The 24,351-nt window shown below is 43.4% G+C and carries 19 protein-coding genes and 1 pseudogene; 7 read left to right on the top strand and 13 right to left on the bottom strand.

The annotated features are described in order from the left end of the window. Window positions 1-14 precede the first annotated feature (14 nt). The gene (locus tag ACT3ID_RS12045) at window positions 15-434 is read left to right on the top strand and encodes an ATP-binding protein (protein WP_491542292.1); all 420 of its coding nucleotides are present in this window, start codon (window positions 15-17) and stop codon (window positions 432-434) included. A gap of 369 nt (window positions 435-803) precedes the next feature. On the opposite strand, the gene trxA is transcribed toward ACT3ID_RS12045, so the two are convergent. The 6 genes from trxA to ACT3ID_RS12015 form a co-directional block, all read right to left on the bottom strand. Then, on the bottom strand, window positions 804-1,139 hold the full coding sequence (trxA, locus tag ACT3ID_RS12040) for a thioredoxin TrxA (protein WP_491542291.1): 336 nt from the start codon (window positions 1,137-1,139) through the stop codon (window positions 804-806). Window positions 1,140-1,250: 111 nt separating this feature from the next. Further along, window positions 1,251-4,733, bottom strand: a complete 3,483-nt coding sequence (dnaE, locus tag ACT3ID_RS12035; RefSeq protein WP_491542290.1) for a DNA polymerase III subunit alpha — start codon at window positions 4,731-4,733, stop codon at window positions 1,251-1,253. A 366-nt stretch (window positions 4,734-5,099) separates the two neighbouring features. Beyond that, window positions 5,100-5,525: a secondary thiamine-phosphate synthase enzyme YjbQ gene (locus tag ACT3ID_RS12030; protein WP_491542289.1), complete on the bottom strand. Its 426-nt coding sequence runs from the start codon at window positions 5,523-5,525 to the stop codon at window positions 5,100-5,102. A 138-nt stretch (window positions 5,526-5,663) separates the two neighbouring features. Continuing rightward, window positions 5,664-6,515, bottom strand: coding sequence for an alpha/beta hydrolase (locus ACT3ID_RS12025; RefSeq protein ID WP_491542288.1), 852 nt, complete (start codon window positions 6,513-6,515; stop codon window positions 5,664-5,666). Between the two features lie 183 nt (window positions 6,516-6,698). Further along, window positions 6,699-7,241 carry an RNA 2',3'-cyclic phosphodiesterase gene (gene thpR / locus ACT3ID_RS12020; protein WP_491542287.1) on the bottom strand — a complete coding sequence of 181 codons (543 nt, stop codon included), beginning with the start codon at window positions 7,239-7,241 and terminating at the stop codon, window positions 6,699-6,701. Beyond that, window positions 7,241-7,516, bottom strand: a complete 276-nt coding sequence (locus ACT3ID_RS12015; protein ID WP_491542286.1) for an acylphosphatase — start codon at window positions 7,514-7,516, stop codon at window positions 7,241-7,243. Before ACT3ID_RS12015 ends, thpR begins: the two co-directional genes overlap by 1 nt. 174 nt (window positions 7,517-7,690) lie before the next feature. Between ACT3ID_RS12015 and ACT3ID_RS12010 the strand changes: the two genes are divergently transcribed. The 5 genes from ACT3ID_RS12010 (at window position 7,691) to ACT3ID_RS11990 (ending at window position 12,898) form a co-directional block, all read left to right on the top strand. Beyond that, complete coding sequence (locus ACT3ID_RS12010; protein ID WP_491542285.1) at window positions 7,691-8,629, top strand: hydrogen peroxide-inducible genes activator; 939 nt, start codon at window positions 7,691-7,693, stop codon at window positions 8,627-8,629. Window positions 8,630-8,712: 83 nt separating this feature from the next. After that, window positions 8,713-9,660, top strand: coding sequence for a TerC family protein (locus tag ACT3ID_RS12005; RefSeq protein ID WP_491542284.1), 948 nt, complete (start codon window positions 8,713-8,715; stop codon window positions 9,658-9,660). A 6-nt stretch (window positions 9,661-9,666) separates the two neighbouring features. Further along, a complete protein-coding gene (locus tag ACT3ID_RS12000) occupies window positions 9,667-10,104 on the top strand; it encodes a hypothetical protein (RefSeq protein WP_491542283.1) in 438 nt (145 codons plus the stop codon). After that, window positions 10,104-11,087, top strand: a complete 984-nt coding sequence (locus tag ACT3ID_RS11995; RefSeq protein ID WP_491542282.1) for an MBL fold metallo-hydrolase — start codon at window positions 10,104-10,106, stop codon at window positions 11,085-11,087. The genes ACT3ID_RS12000 and ACT3ID_RS11995 overlap by 1 nt, the downstream gene beginning before the upstream one ends. 98 nt (window positions 11,088-11,185) lie before the next feature. Then, entirely contained in the window at window positions 11,186-12,898 is a 1,713-nt protein-coding gene (locus ACT3ID_RS11990) for an ATP-dependent DNA ligase (RefSeq protein WP_491542281.1), read from the top strand. 187 nt (window positions 12,899-13,085) lie between these two features. Here the strand turns inward: ACT3ID_RS11990 and ACT3ID_RS11985 are convergent, their stop codons facing one another. Next, a complete protein-coding gene (locus ACT3ID_RS11985) occupies window positions 13,086-13,589 on the bottom strand; it encodes a hypothetical protein (RefSeq protein WP_491542280.1) in 504 nt (167 codons plus the stop codon). Between the two features lie 170 nt (window positions 13,590-13,759). Here ACT3ID_RS11985 and ACT3ID_RS11980 point away from each other — a divergent pair, with 170 nt between their 5' ends. After that, window positions 13,760-14,707, top strand: a complete 948-nt coding sequence (locus ACT3ID_RS11980; RefSeq protein WP_491542279.1) for a DNA-3-methyladenine glycosylase family protein — start codon at window positions 13,760-13,762, stop codon at window positions 14,705-14,707. Window positions 14,708-14,816: 109 nt separating this feature from the next. On the opposite strand, the gene ACT3ID_RS11975 is transcribed toward ACT3ID_RS11980, so the two are convergent. The 6 genes and pseudogenes from ACT3ID_RS11975 to ACT3ID_RS11950 form a co-directional block, all read right to left on the bottom strand. Next, window positions 14,817-15,269 carry a fibronectin type III domain-containing protein gene (locus ACT3ID_RS11975; RefSeq protein WP_491542278.1) on the bottom strand — a complete coding sequence of 151 codons (453 nt, stop codon included), beginning with the start codon at window positions 15,267-15,269 and terminating at the stop codon, window positions 14,817-14,819. A 76-nt stretch (window positions 15,270-15,345) separates the two neighbouring features. Beyond that, window positions 15,346-19,350, bottom strand: coding sequence for a YCF48-related protein (locus tag ACT3ID_RS11970; protein WP_491542277.1), 4,005 nt, complete (start codon window positions 19,348-19,350; stop codon window positions 15,346-15,348). A gap of 51 nt (window positions 19,351-19,401) precedes the next feature. Beyond that, the gene (locus tag ACT3ID_RS11965; RefSeq protein ID WP_491542276.1) at window positions 19,402-19,860 is read right to left on the bottom strand and encodes a hypothetical protein; all 459 of its coding nucleotides are present in this window, start codon (window positions 19,858-19,860) and stop codon (window positions 19,402-19,404) included. A 743-nt stretch (window positions 19,861-20,603) separates the two neighbouring features. Next, window positions 20,604-21,584 (bottom strand): annotated as a pseudogene (locus ACT3ID_RS11960) (glycoside hydrolase family 43 protein). Between the two features lie 74 nt (window positions 21,585-21,658). Further along, on the bottom strand, window positions 21,659-22,462 hold the full coding sequence (locus tag ACT3ID_RS11955; protein ID WP_491542275.1) for an endonuclease/exonuclease/phosphatase family protein: 804 nt from the start codon (window positions 22,460-22,462) through the stop codon (window positions 21,659-21,661). After that, on the bottom strand, window positions 22,449-24,272 hold the full coding sequence (locus ACT3ID_RS11950) for a sodium:solute symporter family protein (RefSeq protein ID WP_491542274.1): 1,824 nt from the start codon (window positions 24,270-24,272) through the stop codon (window positions 22,449-22,451). Before ACT3ID_RS11950 ends, ACT3ID_RS11955 begins: the two co-directional genes overlap by 14 nt. Window positions 24,273-24,351: the final 79 nt, after the last annotated feature.

The raw sequence follows: 24,351 nt of genomic DNA, 5'->3' as shown, positions 1-24,351 counted from the left end.
TAAAGCTTTAGTGTATGTCTTTTTCTGATACAAAAAAATTAGTGCTCAATTCAAAGTTCGAGGAAATGAATAGGATTGAGCCATTTGTCCAAAAGCTACAGAACTGGGCCGGTTTTAGTGAAGAAGACTCTAGTCGCATTATGCTGACGCTCAGTGAAGCCGTCAATAATGCAATTATACACGGCAATAAAGAAAATCCTGATAAACAGGTGCAAATCCAGACGAGTCTAAATCGGGATGAACAGATTTTAGAGATTAGTGTAGAAGATGAGGGAGAAGGGTTTGATCCCGATGATCTTCCCGATCCACTGAAAGAGGAAAATCTGCTTAACGAAGGTGGCCGCGGGATCTATTTAATTAGAGAATATGCCGATGAAACGCAGTTCTTTGATAGTGGCAGGAAGGTCGTGATTACTTTTCATTTAGATGACTAGCTTCATTTTCTTTTGCTTCTCACAAATTGCTGTCTCCATCACCAGCTGATCTACCACAACCTCTTTTTGACGTGATGCATCTTTTGGCCTCAGCACGCAATTCTTAGGCCGTGGTTAAAACCGTAAAGTCGAGAAAGTAGACATATCAAAGTCAAAATTCACCGGTGTCAAGAATCTGGGGCGGAACCCAATTGGGATGGTTTTTGTCAGTACAGCCTACGTAGCCTAAGCTACTTCGGATCAAGCCAAAAGGTACCCCAAAAGTAAGCACCAATTTCATGCTTTTTTCCTTTATAGCCGAATCCTAGCAATATAAAAGGCGATAGATAACTCTATCGCCTTTTATATCTTTATAAGTGGTATAAGGTGCTAATTAGTCACCTGTGCTTCCAGCTGCTTCTTCAGCTGAGATTTGGGAACGGCACCTACAATCTGATCCACCACTTCACCGTCCTTGAAAATCAGCAGTGAGGGAATACTTCGAATGCCGTACTTCGTAGATGTTTCAGGATTCGAATCTACATCAACTTTTCCAACTTTGGCTTTGCCTTCAAATTCTCCGGCAAGCTCTTCCACAATAGGGCCAACCATCTTGCATGGACCACACCATTCAGCCCAAAAATCGACAAGGACAGGCTTGTCTGAATCAGCATTTAATACCTCTTCTTCAAATGAGTCGTCTGTAAGTTCTATAGCTTTACTCATATTATATGTACTACATTAATTAGTGTTAAGATCCTTCTTTGACGGCAATAATATCGCACATTAAAAACCAATTATCACATCATTTATTATTATAAAGCAGATTGCAAAAACTTATCGGCCATTGCCATTAGTGCGAGTCAACTTAACAGCATCTTCTCCGACCAGTGATTTCAATCCTCCAAGCAGTTCATCATTGGGATCTATAACAAATTTACGCACATGCATTGCAAAGGGACGTTTAGCCTCACTGCTTAACACATTAAAGCGAATATTCGTTTGTCCCTGGTGCTTCTTAAAAAGCGATGCCATCTGTTCCAGATCCCCTTCTTCTACATAATTGGTGTCAATATCTATCTTTAGCTCAATCTGATCCTGGTATTTCTCTCGCATGCTTGCAATTCGTTCAAAATTATTGGCAATTATCTGAGGATGTCCGCGCCGTGTATCAATGTGACCGTCAACAACTACAAGGGTATCAACCTGGATCATACCCAGATTACTGTCATAGACATCATTAAAAGCAATAACCTCAATATTTCCGTGGCGATCCTCCATCTGCAAGAAAGCAAACGGACGTCCTTTTTTGTCCGTTACACGTTTTACTTCGGTGATAATTCCTGCCACGCGAACATCGGTACGATCTTCAAGTTTGTCGAGCTTTTCCGGATCCAGGGTATGTGAGCAGAACATCTGAACATCCTCTGCAAATTTATCCAGCGGGTGCCCGCTCAAATAAAAGCCGATAAGCTCGCGCTCTTTATTCAGTCGTTCAATACTAGACCACGGCTCAACATGTTCGAATTGGGGTTCATCAATAGCAGAAGCATTGTCGCCACCATCTCCGAACAGATCAGACTGATTGGAGTTTTCCAGCTCCTGTACACGAGAACCATAGCTTATAATCACATCCATATGCTTGAGCAGCTGATGCCGATTGTCATTCAGCTTGTCGAACGCCCCTGCTTGGAACAGGCTCTCCAAGGTTCTTTTGTTGCAGATACTCGAGTCGACCCGGCGGGCAAAATCATAGATAGACTCAAATTTGCCATTCTCCCTTCGCTCTTTCACAATTTCCAGTACCACGTTTGAGCCAACTCCCTTGATAGCTTCCATACCATACTGAATGCGCCCATCCACGGCCACAAACTTGCCCTGTCCGTTGTTGATATCCGGGGCGTCAACATCGATTCCCATTCGGTTACACTCTTCAATAAATTTCGAAACCTTATCGATATCGCCCATATTATGGCTCAGTACCGCCGCCATATATTCAGCCGGATAATTGGCTTTAAAAAAGGCGGTCTGATAGGCAACAACCGAATACGCCGCCGAGTGCGACTTATTGAATCCATAATTGGCAAACTCAGCCATAATGTCGAAAAGCTCTTCAGCCTTCTCCTCGGACACGCCATTGTCAATGGCCCGTTTTGTAAATGTCTCACGCTGCTGGGCCATCACTTTCTGCTTCTTCTTACCCATCGCCCGGCGCAACAGATCCGCTTCTCCCAGCGAGTAGTTGGCAATTTTCTGGGCCGCCTTCATAATCTGCTCCTGGTAAATCATAATGCCGTACGTCGGCTCCAGAAGCTCCTCCAGATCCGGATGGGGATACTCAACTTCAGAGCGCCCGTGCTTGCGATCGATATACTCCGGGATAAACTGCATGGGGCCCGGACGATAGAGCGCATTCATGGCAATAAGATCATCCAGCTCGGTCGGCTTCAGCTGCTTGAGATATTTCCGCATGCCATCCGATTCAAACTGGAAGGTACCTATCGTATTCCCCTGCTGGTATAACTCAAAAGTTTTCTCATCATCTTCCGGGATTTCATCGAGCTCATAATGCACCCCGTGATTTTCTTCCACATATTCGATGGCCGTTTTAAGGATCGACAGAGTCTTTAATCCAAGAAAATCCATCTTCAACAGTCCGCATTCTTCGGCGTGCGGACCATCGTACTGGGTAATCAATTCTTTATCTTTCGAAAGCGCTACCGGCACGTATTCGCTGATTTCTCCGGGAGCAATGATTACGCCTGCAGCATGAATACCGGTTTGCCGCGCCGACCCTTCCAGCGTCTTGGCATAACGCATCATTTTCTGGATCTGGGGATCGGGATGGTCAAAAAGTTCCTGAATATCATCGGCCGATTCGGGATTTTTCGACTTATCCAGCACTTTGTCAAAGGTGTTGAGTCCAGGCTGATCTGGGAATAACTTGGTTATACGATTTACTTCCTGCAGCGGCACGCCCAGAACACGACCCACATCGCGGATCGCTGTCTTGGCTTTCATTGTGCCATACGTAACGATCTGAGCTACTTTTTCGCGGCCGTACTTTTCGACAACGTAGTCGATAACTTCCTGGCGACCGCTGTCATCAAAGTCGATATCTATATCAGGCGGGCTCACACGCTCGGGATTCAAAAAGCGCTCAAAGAGCAGGTCGTGCCGCATCGGGTCAATATTGATAATCCCCAGACAGTAAGCCACAACCGAACCTGCGGCGGAACCACGTCCCGGCCCGACAAACACATCACGCTTGCGCGCCTCAGTAGTAAAATCCTGAGTAATCAAGAAATATCCTGAAAAATCCATCCGGCTGATAATCGCAAGCTCCTGCTCAATGCGCTCGGTGATCTCCTGCGTTATTTCTCCATAGCGCTTCTTGGCCCCTTCATAGGTCATATGGCGCAGATACTCATCCATCGAGTCAAACCGGTCGGGGATGCTGTAGTGCGGCAGCAACAGCTCGGAACTAAGGTCGATGTCCTCAACCTTTTCTATAATCTCATTTGTATTGTCGATCGCCGAGGGAAGATCGCTAAAAAGCTCCTGCATCTCCTCGGGCGTCTTCAGGTAAAAGTCCGTGTTCAGGTTGTCGTCATCATCCGTAAAACGAAACCGGTTGGGATCATTAATATCCGCATTCGTCTGCAGAGCGAGCAGTATATCGTGTGCTTCTGAATCCTCCTCATTCACGTAGTGGCAGTCGTTCGTAGCCACCATTTTCACATTATATTCCTTCGACCATTTCACCAGGATTTCGTTGCACCTGTCTTGATCATTGAGACCATGCCGCTGCAGCTCGATATAATAATCGTCCCCAAAAACATTAAGGTACCACTCAAAAACTGCCCGGGCCTCTTTTTCACTTTTGTTGATTATCGTTTGATTGATCTCACTGGCGATACAACAGGTAGTAGCAATTAATCCTTCAGAATGCTCGGCCAGCGTGGGCTTATCAATGCGAGGTTTATAATAAAGCCCTTCGGTGTATCCCAGTGAACAAAGCTTTGACAGATTTTTGTAACCCGTCATGTTCTTGGCCAGCAACACCTGGTGATAGCGCGTGCGATCCTTTTTATCATCCATTCCCGAGGGAGTGACATAAAACTCACATCCGACAATCGGCTTTACATCGTGCTTATGGGCTTCATTTACAAACTCCGGCACCCCAAACATGTTTCCGTGATCCGTAATGGCAATGCCGGGCATGCCGTGTTTTTTGGATTTCTTGATGAGCTGACTGATGCCCGCTGCCCCGTCGAGCATGCTAAACTGCGTGTGATTGTGGAGATGTGAAAAGTTCATTCAGGTTATTGAGATTTGGATGACGAGTTTGAATAATTATACGATTCCTGTACCACAAAATTAAGCTGTTTCTTTTATAAAACCGCAGAGGCGCAGAGGAATTTACGGAGTCGCGCAGAGATCTTATTGTCTCTGTGAAACTCTGTGTTTACTTCAAATATCAGATTTAACTAATGGAAGCGTTGCATACACAAATGTCACCCTGAATTTATTTCAGGGTCTGTTGCAAAAATTATCCTAAAAGCTTCTAAAGAAAAATTTGCTGGCAGATGCTGAAACAAGTTCAGCATGACATTGGGTTTTTACAAGGATCTCTATCGACTAAATAATTTTCTTAATTTTTAAATGTTGCAATCTATTTGGCTTTTACTCTTTTTTACCGATCACCTGCAAGAAAATACGCCGCGTCCGTGATTTATTGTCGTGATTAATAATCACAACCTGCTGCCAGGTGCCCAGAACCGGTTCTCCCTGGTGCAACGGAACGGTAATGCCCGGCCCCATCATCGTCGCTCGCATGTGTGAAAAACCGTTGTCATCGCCCCACGTTTCTCCGTGGCGCGTTATTTGATCGTGTGGGGCGAACTCTTCCAGTTTATCCTGCATATCTTTCACCAGCGCCGGCTCAAATTCAATCGTCGAGACAGAGGCTGTTGAACCTATGGGGAAAATATGAATTATACCCTCCGAAAAACTGCTCTCACGAGCAAACTTTGTGACTGGATCAGTTATATTTTTGATATCTGAAAAACCATCTGCATCTACTGATATCTCTTTGCTAATAATATCCATAAGAAGTAAAGTTAGTAGCTATTTAAATTTAATGATCATGTTTATAACCGCAGAGGTTCGCGGGGAATCCGCAGAATTGCTCAGAGAATATTCTTTCTCTGTATCAACATAACATCAGTAATACAGGATCTAAGATTTTTAATATGATGTATATTTCTGCAAAAACGACTGTAGTGCATTTCGATATTTGACTTCTGTTTCCCAAAAACCGGATCCATGAAGCCCGTCCAGTTCTACAAAAACCTTAGGTTCATTTGCGGCCTCAAAAAGCTCTTCTCCATAGTGATATGGCACAACTTCATCCTCATGGCTGTGGGCCATAAATAACGGCGAATCGATCTCTTTTATATTCTCCAGCGTATTATATTCATACCTAATCAACCACCGCACCGGCAGCCAGGGATATACATCAGCCCCCAGATCGGCCGCTGTAGTAAATGTAGATTCAATTATTGATGCCGCGGGATTCCTGCGCGCCGCCAGCCATGCAGCTACCGATCCGCCGAGGGATCGTCCCATGATAACTATTCGTGATTCCGAAATTCCCCTGTCAGAAACCAGATAATCCCATGCCGCTTCTGCATCGCGATAGGTCCCTTCCTCGGTCGGATTACCCTCGCTTTTGCCATAGCCCCGATAGTCAAAAATGAATACATTCAGCCCCATTTGATGTAAAAACTGAATAGTTCTTGTCCGACCTGAAATATTCCCGGCATTACCGTGTAAGTACAGGGTTGTCAAATTGGTGGAATCACTGGGCACGAACCAACCGTGGAGCTCAAAACCATCTTCCGTTTTGAAATAAACATCCTCAAATTCATAACCCAAATCTGCAGGAGTAGTGGTAATGGTACTAAAAGGATGATAAACCATACTGGACTGCATAAAATAGACCAGAATCAAGATCGCTGCATATCCAACGGCAAGGCTGCCAATAATCCACATCATGTTTCTAATCAGTTGCAAAAAATCACCTCTTTTTTTCCCCATGGATAAATCCGTGGGGTTAAGATCTATATTCAGAAGCTCACTTAAGTGAGCTTTGATTTTGCAGGGCCTGATGAATTAATCTTTAGGCATTAAAATGCATTCTAACCCAATTTTTATCTTCCACATAATGCATTGGGATAGTCGGTTTATATCAGAATAATATAATACGAAGAAAGCACTGGTTTAACTATTAGTCCCCAGCCTTACTTCTTTTCTGGGAATATGCCTGGCTCCATCCGGATGAAGCTTGCTTTCATAAAGCACTATGCTATTTACCGATATGTCATCTATACGAAAATCTTCATGCCGCTCTATGAATGAGGCAATTTCATTTTTGGGTGTGTTTTTAACCCGGCCAATAGTCACATGAGGCGTAAACGAACGCGGTTCGGGTTCGAATCCCAAGTCTGTGCAAAGGTCTTCGATCGTCTGTTGCAAATTTTGCAGTGGATGATCTTTATTGATTCCCGACCAAAGTATGCGTGGCGGACCTCCTCTTGGGAAATACCCAACTCCTTCCATTGTAATGGAAAAAACTGAGGTATTTATTGCATCAAGAGCTGCCTGCAACTCCTCTAGCTTGTGAGATTCGGTATCCCCCAAGAACTTGAGCGTCAAATGGAATTTATCATTCTGCTCCCACCGAACGCCCTCTATGGGTTGCTGCAATTTACTTAGCTCTTTCCCGACTTTCTCGGGCATTGGGATAGCAATGAATAATCGCATCAGTGATAGCGAACTTCAAAATCCTCAAATTCTTCGTCTGTTTCTTCTACCGTTACATCGATATTATCGACATGGCTGGGACCCGGTCCTTTTTCACAGCGGTTCACCATCTCCCGGATATGATCAATCGGCCCGGCAAAAACCGCCTCTACACGCCCGTCAGGCAAATTTTTTACCCAGCCATATACACCCACTTCTTCGGCATTAACCTTTGCAAAGTGACGAAATCCTACTCCCTGTACTCTTCCTTCAATAAGAACGTGCGCCTTTTGCATAAATTTCGGATTGCTCTTTTGTTAACTCTTTAGCTCTCAATAAGTTAGTATATCAATTCCAAGGGGCTAATGTACTAATCTAAGAGGAATTCTCGAACTAAAAACGAATTAAAGCCATAAAGTTTGTATAATTCTAATGATTAAATCCTACAGTAATTAGCCCAGAATTAACTCATGACACTCACACAACTCTCATATATCGTAGCCGTCGACCGTTACCGCCATTTTGCCACTGCAGCAGAAAAATCTTACGTCACACAGCCCACCTTGAGCATGCAAATCCATAAGCTGGAAGACGAGCTTGGTGTAACAATTTTTGACCGTTCAAAATCGCCGGTTATTCCCACCGAAATCGGAGAAAAAATTATTGAAGAAGCCAAAGAGATATTAAAGCAGTCCAAGCATATCGAAGATCTGGCCTCTCTCAAAGATGAAGAACTACGGGGTACTTTCCGGATCGGTATAATACCTACTATAGCTCCATATTTACTTCCCCTGTTCTTGCGTAATTTCAGAAATAAATATCCGGAAGTTCGGCTGATATTTGAAGAGGTTGTAACTGATGAATTGCTTGATCTTCTTGACCAGGATTATCTGGATATAGGTGTCATTGCAACTCCCGCCGATCGGGGTAATATTTTTGAAGAAGACCTTTATTACGAACCATTCCTGGGATACGTTTCTGAAGATCATCCCTTGGCCAAAAAAGATCGACTTACCGTCGATGACCTGGAAATTTCAAATTTGTGGCTGCTCAACGAGGGACACTGCTTTCGCGATCAAACCGTAAAGCTGTGCAAGAAATTCAGAAAGAATAAACTCGACGATCCCAAAATTGAATTTGAAAGCGGCAACCTGGAAACGCTGAAACAACTGGTCGAACAAAATTTCGGCATGACACTGTTACCCTATCTTGCTAAAAACCAGATCAATGAGCGCTGTGCAAAAGCGCATCTTCGCCACTTTGATAATCCTGTACCCAGACGTAAAGTCCGCGTAGTATACGGACGAGAATACCTCAAGAAAAACATCATAGAAGCCTTCAAAAAAGAAATATTTGCCGTTATACCTGAGGAGTTAAAAAAGGAGGATGCAGGTCTTCTTGTAGAATAAACTAAGGGACAGAATTCTTAGTAATTCTATGAAACCTTCCATACTTTTGAGGTTTCTTTTTCAATCCGAAAAGCAGTAGTATCTTGGAACATTCGGTCACCCTCTGGGTTATTTTCAACATCTTTATTATAACCATGCTCATCGTCGATCTGGTTGTTTTGCACAGAGAAGACGAAAAAGTGAGCATCAAAGAAGCACTTATCTGGACAGGAGTCTGGATTGCACTTGCTCTTATTTTCGGGATTGGCGTCTATTATTATATGGGATCAGAGATTGCTCTCGATTATTATACCGGCTATTTGATCGAGAAATCATTGAGCGTTGATAATATTTTCGTCTTCCTGTTAGTCTTTTCCTACTTCCAGGTGCCGGATCAATATCAACACAAGGTACTTTTCTGGGGGATTTTCGGTGCTCTTGTCATGCGGCTTGTCTTTATCTTCACAGGCGTTGCCCTGCTCGATCGCTTTCACTGGATCATTTATGTGTTTGGCGGCTTCCTTGTTTTTACCGGGATAAAACTGGCGATGGAAAAAGATAAAGAGGTACATCCCGAAAGAAATCCGATGCTAAAGCTGGTTCGCAGGATTATGCCAATTACCAAGAGCTATCACAGCTCTAAGTTTTTTATCCGGCGGATGGGTAAACTTATTGCCACTCCGCTTTTCGTTGTCCTGGTTGTTATCGAAACAACCGATCTTGTTTTTGCCCTCGACTCGATCCCCGCTATTCTGGCTATCACAAGAGATGAATTCATCATTTACAGCTCAAACGCTTTTGCGATCCTGGGGCTGCGAGCGCTCTTTTTTGCTGTGGCGGGAATCATGCGCATTTTTCATTATCTGCATTATGGATTGTCACTTATTCTGGTTTTCGTGGGGGTTAAAATGCTGATTTCGGAATTTTATCACATTCCTACTCCCTATGCACTGGCGTTTATCGCTATTACTCTCACAGTTTCCGTTGTAGCCTCGATTATAAATCCCAAAGAGGAAATTCCTGTTCCTGAGGAAAAGCTTCCGGACGAATAAACTGCCATGAACTTTGAGCAATTTTCCACAAACTGGTTTCTGCTTTACTCCCTGGTTATCGGCTTTTTAGCTATAGCAGGAGGACTGGCACTTATCCTAAAAAAACAGAATGTTGCTTCGTTCTTCACGGAAGCCGCAAAAGATGAGAAGCCTCCTATCTTACTCGTTCGAATTTTGAAATATTTTCTGCTGTTTTCTTTACCGGGACTGGTACTGGCATTTATACCATTCTCCTGGATCGAACTTATATTTACACTTTGGTGCTTATTGCTGATTTATATTGCAGGCATACGGCTGGTCCGCTGGGAAGAAAGTCGCACGCTGATAAAAGTAAATGCAGGAAATTTGCCGGATATTATCCGCAGAAGCGGTGCCATAATGGTGTCAGTAGGTCTGGCTATTTTTCTACTTGCTTATTTTATAATACAACGAACTCAATTCTGATGAATATAACCAAGGCGGGATATCACGGTATTCTGCTTCCGGAACTGAATATTGGCTTTGACTATAGCGGTACTCATGCGCAGCATACCTTTATATCGCACGCCCATTCTGATCATATGCCGCGAAGCAGCGGGGGTAGCGTCTATTGTACCGAGAATACCTATAAGCTGATGCGGCGACGTGGCTACGAAGGTGATGCCATCACATTGGATTTTGGAGAAACTCTTCAGACAAAAAATGCTGATATAACCCTTTACCAGGCGGGACACATTTTGGGATCGGCTATGTTTATGGTTGAATCAGATGAGGGATCGGTACTCTATACCGGTGATTATCGCACGCCGCCGTCACCGGCTTCTGAAGGTTTTTCTATTCCCGAACAGGTCGATCATTTTATTACTGAAGCAACTTTTGGTCTTCCGATCTATAAATGGGATTCCCACCACAAACTGGCTCAGGAAATCCGTTCATTTGCTTCATCATCTCTCGACGAAGGATATACGCCCATTTTTCTGGCATATAACTTAGGGAAAGCACAAGAAGTAATGCATCTGTTGGCGCCGCTGGAACATCCCGTCCAAATTCATGGCGCGGGATATAAAATGTGCGACGTCTACGAAGAGGCCGGTATCGATCTCGGAAATTACTCTGCATACGACCGGGAAACGTGTGAGGGGAATATTATCATTGCACCTACATCTGCCGTCAGTAATGGTCTGGCTTCAAATGTTCGTAAAACACGTATTGCCTACTGCTCGGGATGGGCGGCACGGGAAGCAGCACGTACACAACTGACGGTGCATAAGCTGATCCCCCTTTCAGACCACCTCGATTTTTTTGAACTGATCCGTCTTTGCGAAAAACTAAATCCCCAGATGGTACATATTACGCATACGCCCAATGCAGATGTGGTGCGTCATTATCTGGATGAACGAAATATAAAGTCGCGATTTTTAGATATGGAGATCGAAGAAGATGACTAAGGAACACAGATTTAGCAGGTTTCGCTGGTTAATATGGAAAAAAACTGTGTAAATTCGCCGAATCATTGTTATACGCATCCTATTGACCATAGTGAACTATGAAGGAAAATTCGTTTCAATATTTAGCAGAAACTGCGCAGCAGATTAATGAAACGCGTAGCACGAATACAAAAATTAAATTATGTGCCGAATATTTCCGATCTGTTGATGCGGATGAAGATTTAAAGCTTGCCGCTCAATTTTTGGCTGAAGGAGCTTTTTCTTCTGTCTCAGGCAAACGAGCCTCCGTCGGAAGTCGCACCTATTCTACCTGTGCCGCTCAATTCTGCGAAATCGATTACGAAAAAGTGTTTAAACCCTGTAAAACTGCTCTGGGCAGCGGATCAGAAGCCATCGAAAAGCTGATGCACAACATTGAAGCGGCCCGAAAAAAACGGAATCCCGAACAGCTTTTTCTTGCCGAGATTGAGAATATTTACCATGAACTTTACCGGGCATCGTCACGCGCCGATAAACAACAGATTCTTCGCCAGGCATGGACCAAAATGACGCCCCTGGAGATCAAGTATTTTATCCGCATCATGAGCCAGGGATCACTTCGTATCGGATTTGAAACAAAAAGCGTAGTTTCGGCACTTGCGCAGGCTTTCAATAAGGATATTGAAGAAGTACGCTATGCCCATATGATCACCGGCAGCACCGGAAAAACGGCGGTACTTTGTAAGAACGATGAGCTTGAAGAAGCCACTTTTAAACTTTTTCATCCGCTCTCATTCATGCTGGCATCACCCATAGAAAGCCGGGCCGTAGACAATATGAATGGCTATATAGCTGAAGAAAAGTTTGATGGCATGCGTGCACAGGCACATATCAGCGGACAACAAGTGGAGTTATATTCACGGGACCTCAATGAAATCACCCACTCTTTTCCGGAGATCACGCAGTTCTTCCTTAAACGAGATCTGCCCAACCTTGTTTTAGACGGAGAAATTTGTGTCTATAAAGATAAGGAAATTCTGCCGTTTCAGCTCTTGCAAAAGCGGATGGGACGAAAGAAGCCGGGCAAAAAAGTTCTGGAAAAGTATCCGGCGCTGTTTATCTCATACGATGTACTCTTTCACAAAGTTCATCCTACATTTGATCTTCCGCTATCGAAAAGGCGGCAACTTCTGGAAGATCTCTCCGAGAGTCACTCATTACCTATTACCAATCAGTTTGAAGTCAAGGATCGCGATCATATAGACGAGTTATTTGACAGAGCGCTGGCGCACGGTAATGAAGGGTTGCTGCTCAAGAAAAAAGACAGTACGTATGAGTATGGTCAGCGCCGGAAATCATGGCTCAAAGTAAAAAAGCCGGGGGGCACGCTGGACACAGTGATCATGTATGCTCATGCCGGAAGCGGAAAGCGCGGCGGTTATTATTCCGATTTTACACTCGGTATCAGTGTAAAAGAAGATGAGCGCTACGAAGAAGAGTTTATCCCCATTGGTAAAGCATACGGTGGATATACGGACGAGGAGATGGAACAGCTTAATAAACGAATTAAAGATCTGACTGTGGAGAGATATGGCCCCACCCTCGGCCTTATCCCCGAAATTGTGATAGAACTGGAATTCGATGATATCCAGGTCAACAAGCGTACCAAAGCAAATTACACGCTTAGGCTTCCGCGTTTCAAAGCTATTCGATGGGATTTAGGTCCCGAGGACACCGACACGCTTAAAGATGTGGAGCGCATGTATCAACAGAAAATAGATCGAGACCGGCTGAAGCAGGAAGAGAATCCGTCGTTTTATTTTCAAAGTTGATTCACCTTAGCATTTGAATCTTCAGGTATCTATTTATCATTTCGGTCGGCCGGGCGGATCAGAGAAAGGAGTTATCGCTACCTCGGAAGAAGGATTACTTATGAAATCGAATAAAATATCACAATTAGAGCAACAAGGAATAGGAATACCAAGATACCTTAACGACCTCTGCTTAATCCGGAAAAAATCAATCCTGTGGTGTCAAACCGCCACGTTCCAATCCGTCAAACAATGAACCTAGCAGATTATCTGCCTCACGGGAAGATACTTCATACATCTGCCACTGCCCCATGTTTTCACTGTCACCTGTAAATTGGATCTGTTTTTCGAGCTGAAAAAAAACTTGCGATCCCGAATTACTTTCTGAAACTTCTGCAATAATACGATATCGTTCGTTGCTGCCGCCATCCATACCCTGACCCACACCTGTACTGTTTACTTCTCTCCAATTTGTCTCAATGCGTCCCTCTTCCATGCTTGATGAGACAATCTGCCACTCTTCATCGACAAGTATAGCGGCCTCGTGATTTCTTAACACCTGAACAGTACTTTCATACTCTTCTGAAGTTCCTTCCTGATACAGCTGATATGTTAATCCTCTTTGGTCTTCATCGGTCATCTGATAAACAGAACTACTACCACAACCTATTAATAAAAAGCTAATAAGGAACAGACTAAGAAAACGTATCATGAATGCTTTGATCAGTCATTTTAATTAATACAATGGGTTAAAGAAGAAGATAAATACCAATGTCCCAACGTTCTGATTCAATTTTTATGATGATAAATTGATCAAGAACAAATTTCTTGTTATTTCACTACGTAATCATATGTCCCGTGAATGTATTATAATATTTCTGTATGAGCAATTGGACTCTCAAATCCATTCCACCACACGACTGGTTTCTATGCCTCGATATCGATCAGTATTTTGATCATGAACACAATCCTGAAACTGTTTTTGAAGAGGGATTTACGCGTCCCATACCAGTTGGCGACCGTGATATTTTGGTCACTACCTTTTTTAATGGGGATCCCGAAAATCCGGAGTTCCATTTTGAAAGCCCGGAGTCACTAAGCCAAAATGAAATTGAAGAGGCTAATAAAAGCCTGGCGCGAATTTTTGGGACAAACATCGATTTACGTCCATTTTATGATCAAGCGTCAGACGATTCGGTGATAGGTCCGCTACTTACTCAATATCACGGTTTTAAACGTATGGCCCGGGCTAATCTTTTTGAGGATACCATCAATCGAATTATTCAGATGCGTCTGTCGCACAAACCTACAGCCAAAAAGATGGTGTATAAAGTGCGTGAGAATTACGGCTCATTAATCACAACAAACGGGCAAAATATTCCAGCGTGGCCTCGGCCGCACCAACTGGTAAAGGCCGATCCGATGAGCATTCGAAAGCTGGGTCCCACCAAACGGAAGGGCGAATATATTATCGGCTTTGCCGAGGATCTGCTTTCCGGCGAACGTGACCTTGAGCATCTTGAATCTTGTCCGCCGGATGAATTCTACGAAACGATGACTAAAATCCGGGGTGTAGGACCAACATCAGCCCAGCAGCTAATGTTTTTTCGTGAACGTCCGGATGCTGTTTTCCCAAGCCATAAAAAGAAAGGTAAAGAAAAGGGACACCGGCGGTGGATAATTCTTAACTACGGCGGCGATCCCGACAATACTTCGGAAGAAGAGTTTCAAGAGATGATAAAAAACTGGGAAGGCTACGAAGCCGCTGCCCTTGAATTTTTGTTTGTAGATTGGGTACTGCGCGAAAAGGAGAAAAAACAAAAATCTTAGAATCTTTCAAGAGCTGTTATAAAGATTGTTATAGTTCACCAGGGAATTTTCCCCTTATCTTCCGGTAAATGTCTTTGCGGCATTTTCGGCTGATCCAATTCTACAAATACTATGGTCTGTCGGGCGGATCAGAAAAAGGCGTCACCTCCACTTCGGGAGAAACCTCACTTTCATTTTTGGAACCATCTACCGCTGTCAGCCGGTAATAATAGGTAGTACCATTTTCCAGACCCGTATCAGTATAATCCGTGCCAGATAACAAATTTCCGCCATTGACCGGATCCATATCCGACACGCTGGAAAAACTCTCTGTGCCACGATATACATTATATCCGTCCAAATCATCTTCGGTGTTGGCATTCCAGACCAACTCAATCTCCCCATCACCTGACATCCCATCCACTCCGCCCGGTGCAGAAGGAGGTGTGGTATCTTCGATATTATCATTATTATCGGGGGGATCCTCTTCATCATCGCCGGAATCCGACGGATTTCCACCACATCCCGCCAATATCAGCAAGAATGTTATACAAAGCATTGGAAACAGTCGTTGAGTTTTCATAGTAATTAGTTATTTGGTTATTTGCTATCAGTTATTAGGTGGTTCTCCCTAATAACTAATAACCGATAATAGATTTTTACTTTATCAGCATCATCTTTTGGATATGCCGGTGGCTGCCGATTTCAAAGACCGCAAAGTACATGCCGCTGGCCTGCCGGGAGGCATCAAAAGTAACAGTGTGAATACCGGCCTCACGAACTTCATTAACCAGTGTACTGACCTTCCTCCCGATCATATCATATACTTGCACCCTGACCTCGGACTGCTCGGGCAGGGCAAACTGCAAGGTGGTGGTTGGGTTAAACGGATTGGGATAGTTTGGCTTTATGCTCACTTGTTCCGGTAACATATTATTTTGTTGCTCATTCAAGTACCGGCTGTCTCCCATCACCAGAAGTAGATCGGTTGATCTTTCCTGTGGGACGTACTGCACACTCTGTGGAGACAGCAGATCGTATGTTTTTCCTGTCTTGGGGTCCAGTATTACCAGTCGTTCCATACTATAGTTTTCAATTCCTTCGGCCCTGATCGTCACAGGCTGCTCCGGCTTTGCCGTTAATCTCACCGGAAACTGCTGCCCCTCTGTCTGATGTTCACGATATATTCGGGCAAAAGTATTTGTGCGTTTGTTTTTTGGCTCTTCGGGGTTCGTAAACCTGAGTGAAGCCCTCTCAAAACCACTCGGCGGTGCTACAATATCAGGTCGGTGCTTTTGCTTATCCCGATAAAATGCAATACTACTGGATGAGGTTTCATAATCTTTTTCAACGGTTATCAACCGAAGTTCCCGTTGCTTATCCCCCTCTTTTTCTTTGACTGATGCAGGAACATACGGTATTGTCAGCTCTTCCAATTCTTGATCGTTAAGAAAGTAAAAAGCCTCTCCAAACCGGGCGGATGCAAATTTTGCAGCCTCTTCAAATGATCCGTCAAATCTCCATATTGGTTGTAAACTGTCTCCGTTTGCTGAAGATACTTCATCCCAGGAAACGTCAATATCCAACGGATTGGAAATAATATTCCATCCCTCGTGTAACGGTATTCTGGCTTGATTTTGATCATCCAGCTCTACCATCGGCAGAATATCGTTATAGCTAAACAAATCTTGATGTGTCACCCAAAACCCATTACCCGGCTGAAAGGCAAACTGTTCGCTGCCGTCATATTTCACCAGGTAATCCTCATCAGTGCCGTCATCCCAATAGGCTTGCCAGTGTATTTCATGGTTCCCTTCTAATATACTTCCCAGCGATGTGTTAGATGAGCCGGGCAAAGCTACCAACCGGTAATCCTCAGGGGAACCGGTATCACCAAATGTAATATTAGCATCCGTAACTATTTCTTCGGGGGGGTCTACAGCAAAATTAACAATCAAGGTCTTTTCTATTTGCTCTTCGGTGTAAACAGTATCTTTAATCACTACTTTAACTTCCTCTCCATGTTTTCCGCTGCCGGTGAAATTCCAAACAAATGGCTCAGAGTCAGCCGGTTCTATAGATAAGCTGGTAGTACCGGATATGCTAAACTCAAAAGGCTGGGTTTCAAAAGAGAATATTGAAAATATTTTTGTTGCTGCCGTATCTCCTGTTGTTATTGTCAGTGAGTCAACGCCAAAAGGATTTTCATATGACGGATTGACTGTGATTTCATCCGGAGTATCGTAAAAACCACTGGCATCAAATGGATAAGTTATTTGAGAACTCAGGGAAGTGTTTTCATTATTTTTAACCTTAACCACCAATTCGGAATTAGCATTTACAGTTGCCGATGCGTAATTCAACCAATAAAAAGAGTTGCTTTTTCTTTCAAGAGATTCCTGGACCTCAAGAAATTGGTTTAGCACATTATTAAAATCAGGATCTATAAAAGTACCCGCATTCCCAATTTCCCGAAGTGCTTCAGCATCAAAATCATCGGGATCAGCCTCAATACCAATCGCATACACTTCTTTGAAACCTCGGGCCGCATTTACGTCATACAGCGTAAATTCATTAGCGATATCCTGACCGTCAGTAAATAAAATCATGAAGTTTTGCTCTATGTAGTCAAGACCAAACACATCTTCACCGACGTCTTCCAAACCGGCAATAGCAGCCCCGTATAAGTTCGTTCCACTTAATTCAGCAAGTTCTATATCGTTTATAATATCCAATAATTCTTGCTCTTCGGCAGTAAAATCGATCTTTTTTTCAATTTGTCGGGCAAATACATAAATCGCGATACTTTGGTTAGGTAACTTGTTTTTAACAAATTCACTTGCAGCATCCTTAATTAACTCAAGATTTTCCTCTCCGATACTTTGGGAGTTGTCAAGTACCATTACCGTATTAAGCTTGGAATTTACCCGGTCCAACCGATCAACCTGATATCGACTTTCTGTCGGAGATATCGGTGAACCATTCTCTGAGAGCACAAATTCATCATTTTCTAAAAAAGTTATGCCTTCCCCGGAAATATCCTCGGCATGCAGCATGATATTCACATAATTGGGCTCAGTTATAAAAGTTGAATCTTCTTGTAAAATTATATATTCCGGCTTGACCATAAACTCTGCGGTAACCCACTCACTGCTTAAATCAGCACTGTTGTATTGTCGTTGAATCCGCCAAAAATACGACCGATTTTCAGTAAGAGTCCCAAGTGATGCAGAAGAAAGCGATGTTACTATAGCCCCTTCTTCATCATAAAGTAGTTCGCTAAAATCTGCATATTCAGAAGCCTGAATATTAAAAGTGTAATTATCAGGATCTTTCTCGCTCTCCCAGGTGAAATCAAACGGGAGCGTTACTATAGCTTTATCTCCCGGAGTTATTAATACCGGTTTATCTATAGCCAGCGTAAAGCTTGATTCAGTCCATTCACTCGTAAAATCGCTATCGGATTTTGCAACCCGGCGTACTCTCCAATAATAGGTTGTATTGTTCTCAAATTGATCATAATTAAGTTGGAGTGAATGTGCGTTATAATTTTCTTCTTTTTGAATTATTTCGCTGAAATCAGGATCTGTAGAAATTTCGATAGTAAAATCTATGTGATCACTATAAACTTCGGGCTCCCATTCCAAGGTAAAAGGAGGGCTTACCTGAGAATTATTAGCAGGAACTGATATTTCGGGCGAAGAAAGGCTTTCCAATGCCGTATATTCGATAATTCTGCCATTATCACCAACAAACCACCCTTTACTGGACTCTGTGAAATAAACAGAATTTAGATTGTAGGTATCATTAGTTGTCTTAGTGACCCAGCCTCCTCCACTATCATCTGTGTAAAGAATAGTACCACCGTTTCCCGCAATCCAACCAGTGGTTGAACTTGTAAAATAAACTGAGTTCAGATGTTCACTTACTCCACTTGACTGTGAGGTCCAATTTTCTCCTCCGTCGGTTGTATGAAGAATAGTCCCGTTATTTCCCACAGCCCAGCCAGTTGTTTCGTTGGCAAAATAAACTGAAAATAAATCTTCCGTTGTACCGCTGGATGCAGTTTCCCAGTCTTCGCCTCCATTTGTAGTACGATAGATAATACCATCTTCACCAACAGACCATCCTGTTTCGCCATCGGTAAAGTATACCGAGTATAGTTCTTTGGAAATTCCATTAATTTGATCTGCCCAATTTGCTCCCCCGTCAGGAGTGTGAAGAATACGGTCATGACCAGCCACCCAACCTTTTTGGGAATCAGCGAAATATATTGAGTTTAAATCTCCGGAATTAGAACTATTAAACTGATATCCCCAATTTTCACCGCCATCTACTGTTTTAAGGATGCCATCTCTTCTGTCAACTGCCCATCCATTTTGGGAATCAGTGAAATATATTGATTCATGAACTCCGGCAATGTAATCAAAACTCCCCTTCCAACTCTCTCCTGCATCTGTAGTTTTTAAAATATTTCCACTTGCTCCAATCCATCCATTATCTGAATCCAGAAAAAACACCGAATTCAACGTTCCACTTCCTGCACTCGCAACATCAAAAAATTCTATTCCTGTCTCTTCCTGCGCAAAGCTCTTTGTTGATAACAGGAGAAGAAATGCTATGCCTATTACAACTCCTGCTCTATTTATTCGAAAACTCATCATGTTATTTTATCCCGTTATGATTTAATAGACTGTAGATAATTACATTATTAATTATCTCTGCTCAATCTCAAAGTACCCCTTGGTCTCTGCGACACCTCCACTCGTCAAAGCCCCGTAATAGGTAAAGGTCTGCCGCTCTTCGATACTTTCTTTATTTCCGTCCCAATTTAATACATATCGTTCATGACCATTTCCTTCATAATAGAGATCCACGACTCCTATATCTATCGTATCACCCGGATCACCGCCGCTCCACTCCCAATGCGTTGTGGGCAGTGATGAACCATCGGAACCTTCACCCCGGATAGTATCTTCGCTTTCAAAGTAATAGACGGTTCGGGATGAAATTTGCAGATTATCGGGATTTGAAATAACCTCGGTATTGTAAATAACCAGCTGATATCCGATAAGGTCTTCCGGCAGCTCGGAAGGCAGCTCGAATTTATCATCCTTACAACCGCTGATTAATAGTATTGTTGCCAATGCGAATGAACATACTAACTTCTTCATAGTACTCCCGTTTACTTAGAAATCAAGTCTATAGTATTAATTATTACCGGCAATAGAACCACATAGTTATGTGGTATTTGTGAAATCAGTAATCTTCGAAAACATATTACCTTTCAGAATTTACCCTTGAACATTGGGTCCCACTAAAAGAAAGGGCGAATATATTATCGCCTTTTGCCGAGGATCTGCTTTCCGGCAAACGTGATCTTGAGCATCTTGAATCTTATCCGCCCGATGAATTTTACGAAACGATGACAAAAATACGGGTGGGGCCCCTTCTTCAGCCCAGCAGCTAAAGTTCTTCCGTGAGCGTCCGGTAAAGAAAAGGGGCACCGGCGTTGGATCATCCTCAATTACGGGCGGCGATCCCGACAAAACTTCGGAAGAAGAGTTCAAGAGATGATAATAAACTGGGAAGGTACGAAGCTGCCGCGCTTGAATTTTTATTTGTGGACTGGGTACTGAGCGAGAAAGAGAAAAACCAGCAGAAACCTTAGAATATTTGCCGAAGCTGTCACTGTTTTTAAGAGGGCTTTGCAAAAAAATATCCTGTGAAATGTCATCGCAAACCCGCGGTTTTCAGGGTGTGGCGATCTCCACACGAGAAGAGATTGCCGCATTTCGCTCGTTTCATTCACTCCATTCGCAATGACACAGTGTTTTACAAGGCATAGAGGGGACGCGATTAATCGCGTCCGTACCAGCGTTCAGTTTGACATAGACGGTTTTGCAGAATATCAACATCACTTTCTCTGCAAACTATTCTTTTCAACACCCTCAAACGTAATTTCCACAGGTTCTATGTGCCCCTTTTCATCAAAGGTCATCTAATCAATACTGGTTACCCGATGATTAGGATCTGTTTCACCAAGAGGTCGACGATGATAGACAATATACCATTCCTCTTCCTCCGGCACTTTGATTACGGAATGATGACCGGCACCGGTCGCTACAGATGAATCCTGTTCCAAGACAACACCAATCCGCTCAAAAGGTCCGAGTGGTGAATCGGCTATGGCATACGCCACGCGATAATCTGGACCGCCCCAACCCCCTTCTGACCACATGAAGTAATATTTATTTTTCCTGATAAACATAAACGATCCTTCAACATATCCCTCGGGCGTTATCTCTTTGAAGATTGTCCCATCCTCAAAAGGCTCAAATCCGGTGAAGTCATCATTTAGTTTTGTAATGTTACAGTGTCCCCACCCGCCGTAAATCATGTAGTATTGTCCGTCCTTGTCCTCGAATACAAATTGATCTATTGGCTGCGCGCCATTATGAAATTTACTCAGTAACGGTTTTCCCAGGTAATCCTCATACGGTCCGCCGGGCTTGTCGGAAACTCCGATGCCTATTCCACCCATTTGCTCATCTTCTTGAATATCATTGGCGGCAAAAAAGAGAAAATATTTGTCATCTTTTTTTGTGATGGATGGAGCCCACATCGCACTGTCGGCCCAGGCTACCGCAGCAGTATCAATAATTCGTTCATGTTTCTCCCAGTTTACCAGATCCGGAGACGAAAACGCATCCATAAAAACCTGCTCGTCGTAAGGTGCCGAGTAGGTGGGAAAAATCCAGTACTGATCGCCAAAAACGGCCCCTTCGGGATCGGCATACCATCCTTTAATTACCGGATTGCCGGCTTTTTCTACCTCTTGTGCAACCAAGGATTCTGAACAAAAGAATACTATAAGGATGGCGAATATATATTTCATAATCCTCTTATTGGAATTAAAAAGAAACCGATTTTTAATAATCATGACTAATCCCACAACGAGGTTAACAATAGCTAATTTCCTTGATAAACAACAACCTTTGCCACTATCGGCAGGTGATCGGAATATTCCACATCAATAGTCTGAAAGTCCAGCACCTCCCAATCGACATTATTTGACAGCCAGATATAATCAATTCTATTCTCCGGATGGTGTGTCGGATATGTAAATTCCAAACTTTCTTCTTGGAAATTCGCTGTATCAATCCACAGTTCCTGCATTATTTTATATTCCTTCGTACCGGGATCAAAATTAAAATCACCGGCTAATATAACAGGTTGATCCTCTTCCCTTAACTGCTGGTTCACCTCTTCGACCTGTGCCAGTCTATTTTCTTTATACTGATGATCAAGGTGAGTGGCTCCAAAAATGATGGATGAATCATCCGTAGAATCCAAATTCAACAGCACCCGGGGCTCTCCTTCTTTGGGGTTCGGAAACATCACTTTCTGAACCTTTCCAACTTTTTGACTAAGAATGGCTACCCCATATCCTCCTCCCTCAAAATCCAGTGCCTTTCCGAAATAGCTGTTCATTTCGGTAATTTTAGCAAGGCTATCTGCCAAATCAAAAGTCTGACCATTATGCACTTTCCCGAGACGTGAGGTCATGCTGTCAACTTCCTGCAGCGATATAAAATCAGGATCAATATCTGTGATAAAGTCTGCAATTTCCTGGACCGTGCTTCGGTTTTCCTGTGGATGCTCAGCGTGATAGATGTTATAGGACATCACTGTCAGTGTATCCTGCTGTGCATTGCACGGGAGGATATTTGTCAGACAAAATATACCTGTTAATAGCAGGCTACTCTTCAGCATAGAGCTCCTCTTCTTCCGGGCTGATCTCGATCAATTTTCGCCAGGCTTTGTACAGGTATGCACTGGCCACAAAAGTTACCAGCGTGAGAACACTTGCCAATGTCCAGTTCCCGTAAATCCAGTAGCCGGTAGCAAAAAGAGCACCATAGACAGCTACACAAGCTAACGCCATACACAAAATACCTTGTGGCACACGCCATGATTCATCTTCCAATGGCTCAACACTACGACCTTCTGCTTTGGCTTCATCAATTACTTTACGCCAACCAGGCCCTCCCGGTCGTGCAACCTCACAAAAGTTTACCAGCGTATCTTTGTCAGTCGGACGTGTCATATACATCACGATAAGCCATCCGATGGTTGTTACTAGGATACCAACAATTAACTCTTGCCATCCTGTAACTTCCGGAAGTCCGGTGTAGGAATGAGCAAACTGGAAGTACAAGGCAACGGCAAAAGCAATAAACAGTGCCGCAATTTCACTGGCTGCGTTAATACGCCACCAAAACCAGCGGAGAAGGAAAATCAGTCCCGTGCCAGCTCCAATCTGCAATATTATTTGAAAGCTTTCGAGGGCATTTTGTAACAGTAGTGCCAGTATCCCCCCCACAACCATTAATAAGATGGTAGATATACGCCCGACTGCGACTAGTTCTTTCTCTGAACTCTCCGGTCGAATAAAGCGCTTATAAAAATCATTGACCAAATACGATGATCCCCAGTTCAGATGTGTTGAAATAGTTGACATATAGGCTGCAGTCAACGAAGCCACAACTAATCCCAGCCATCCTGTAGGAATAAACGTCAACATGGCAGGATACCCCATATCGTCATCAGCTACCGCAGAAGCATCCGGGAATGCTTCTTTCATAGCTGCAATATCAGGGAAGACAATGATTGAGCATAATCCTACAATAATCCACGGCCATGGACGCAGGGCAAAATGTGCGGCATTAAAAAAGAATACAGCCGCAATGGAGTTGTTCTCATCTTTTGCCGCAAACATACGCTGTGCAATATATCCGCCACCTCCTGGCTCTGCACCCGGATAATAAACACTCCACCACTGAATCAGCAAAGGAATAATAAAGATGCCAATGGCTTGAGACGGATCAGAGAAGTCGGGTAAAATATTAAGTTGACTTACTACTTCTTTATGACTGAGCAAACCGTCTAAGCCTCCGACATCCGGATGATCCAAAGCCACATAGGCCGCAATCAAACTTCCGCCGATGGCCAGAAAAAACTGGAAAAAGTCGGTAAGGAGCACCCCCTTTAGCCCACCTAATGAGCTGTAAATTACAGTTACAATACCTGCAATGACCACCGTCTCAACCGGCGTCAATCCCATTAAAACACCGCTTATTTTGATAGCTGCCAGAGATACTGTAGCTATTATGACAACATTAAATATAAATCCCAGGTAAACAGCCCGGAAAGCACGCAAAAAAGCAGCTGTTTTACCACTGTATCGAAGCTCATAAAATTCGACATCGGTTAACACACCCGATCGCTTCCACAAATTGGCATACACAAAAACGGTTAACATGCCGGTAAGCAAAAATGCCCACCAAACCCAGTTGCCGGCAACACCATCCGTACGGACAATATTGGAAACCAGATTAGGAGTATCGGTAGAAAACGTTGTAGCAACCATCGAAATCCCCAACAGCCACCACGGCATATTTTTACCGGCAGCGAAAAACTGCTCAGAATTTTTTCCCGCCTGGCGCATCACCCAAACGCCAATGATAATTGAAAAAATCATATAAGCGCCAATAATGGCCCAGTCGATGGGTTCTAGCAGCATAGAACGTCTATTTTAAATTGAATGTATAACTGATCAATCCGGGAAATTTGATTATTAAATGAAATCCAACTTTTTGCCA

Source organism: Fodinibius sp. GM108, from assembly GCF_058386985.1.
The sequence above is the reverse complement of the archived record's forward strand: the minus strand, read 5'-3'. Positions and strand labels throughout refer to the sequence as shown.